Genomic DNA, 1,497 nt, shown 5'->3' on the forward strand with positions numbered 1-1,497 from the left:
GCACTATGTTGGGCCGGAAACCGCAGTGTGCGTGGTCGGCGAGACGGGGCAAGTGAGTCTTTGAAGGCCGCCCGTAATCGGTCTGTGCCGGGAATTGCCCCAGCTGATCAAGTAGCTCGCAGTGTTTGTGGGTCGCGAGGGCTTCGCCCTGATCTAACGGCTGACGCTTGGCCGGCGTCGGGTTCCAGTTATTCGCCGATCGCGAACCGCGAACATACTGGGCGGAGCGGAAGGAGTTTCCGAAAGTGGCGATCAATCACACCAAATACCCTAATCAACTTCATTGGTCTTTTCGAGGCTTTTCGGCCTTGTGCACGCGCTACCCCTGCCCTGCAGTCCATTGCGGGTCTCACCTGCTTTCGAGAAGCTGACGAGGCCGCGGTCCCGTAGCTGAGCGGCATTCGCTCCGCCCAGCCTGTTCGTTCGCTAAACGTGGTCGGCCTGCCGCTATCGCAGACCGTGCCTTCGCCCCATCGTTCTCTGTATGCCGAATCAGGCCCACGCCCGCATGACGCTGTAATTGGTAAGCGGAGTTGATCAGCTTCTCTTTATAGCTCGCACGGAGACCGCCCTCCGTGGTATTATCGGGAACACCGGCTCTGCCAGCTTCAACATCGAGCGGGACATCCCCCAACTCGTTGGCTTCCGCGAGAAAATGCCAGCAACGCAAGAAGGCCGCACTTTGCCGGCGCGGCCTTCTCGAAAACCTTCTGATCCAGCTATTCAGCGGCGTCGGACATGGCGCCCATCATCGTTGCGGATGCGACCACGCAAGCTCACCGCCTTGGGGTCCTTAGTGACGATCAGGCGCGCGGACCATTCCAGCCGAAGGATACGCTTGTCAAGCGGGCACCTGGTGAGCACACGCTCAACGTGCGTCGCTCAGGTGAGACGCTGAGCCGTTTCGGCCTCGTCACCGCCCCAGCCGGCGTCCGCGATCGATGTGTCGATCAGCTCGCCGCGCAACAGCGCGAGCGGCGATTTGTAGTACAGCGCGACGTTGTGGAGGGGATCCGTCAGGACTTTGAAGACCCATACCAGCCCGGTCTGGCCGTCACGGGTGACGAAGAGCTGGATCATCCGAAAGAGGCCGCCGCCAATGCCTATAACGAGCCATACCGTGCCGACTTGCCGGATGAAGTCAAGCCGCCCGACAGGCGGATCGAACATGCCAAACAGCGGGAAGACGTAGAGTGCGAACGGCGCCAGGCCCCAGATTATCAAGAGCACAATCTTGCGCGTCTGGTTGTAGCCGACCTTGACCGCCTCCTTGTACTCGTTGCTGACTTTGTTCACGTTATCGTAGCCGCTCGGCTCGAAGAAGAAATGTCCGGTCTGCCGCGTCAGCATCGCAAGCCAGCCAACGAGGCCGGCCACTGCCGGGTCCTTGAACAAGAGCGCATAGCAACCGAGGAAGATGAAAGCGCTGATCAAATGCAGCATCTGATTAATTCTGCTCCGGTGATAGTAACGGTAGTCATCCCACCGCAGGTTTCG

Annotated in this window: 1 protein-coding gene; it reads right to left on the bottom strand. The window is 59.8% G+C overall.

All coding sequences use genetic code 11. The features are described from left to right. Window positions 1-882 precede the first annotated feature (882 nt). A complete protein-coding gene (locus tag K359_RS0148065; protein ID WP_029085262.1) occupies window positions 883-1,491 on the bottom strand; it encodes a hypothetical protein in 609 nt (202 codons plus the stop codon). Window positions 1,492-1,497: the final 6 nt, after the last annotated feature.

Origin of the sequence: Bradyrhizobium sp. th-b2 (assembly GCF_000426785.1) — a bacterium.
In the GTDB taxonomy this organism is placed as follows: Bacteria; Pseudomonadota; Alphaproteobacteria; order Rhizobiales; family Xanthobacteraceae; genus Bradyrhizobium; species Bradyrhizobium septentrionale.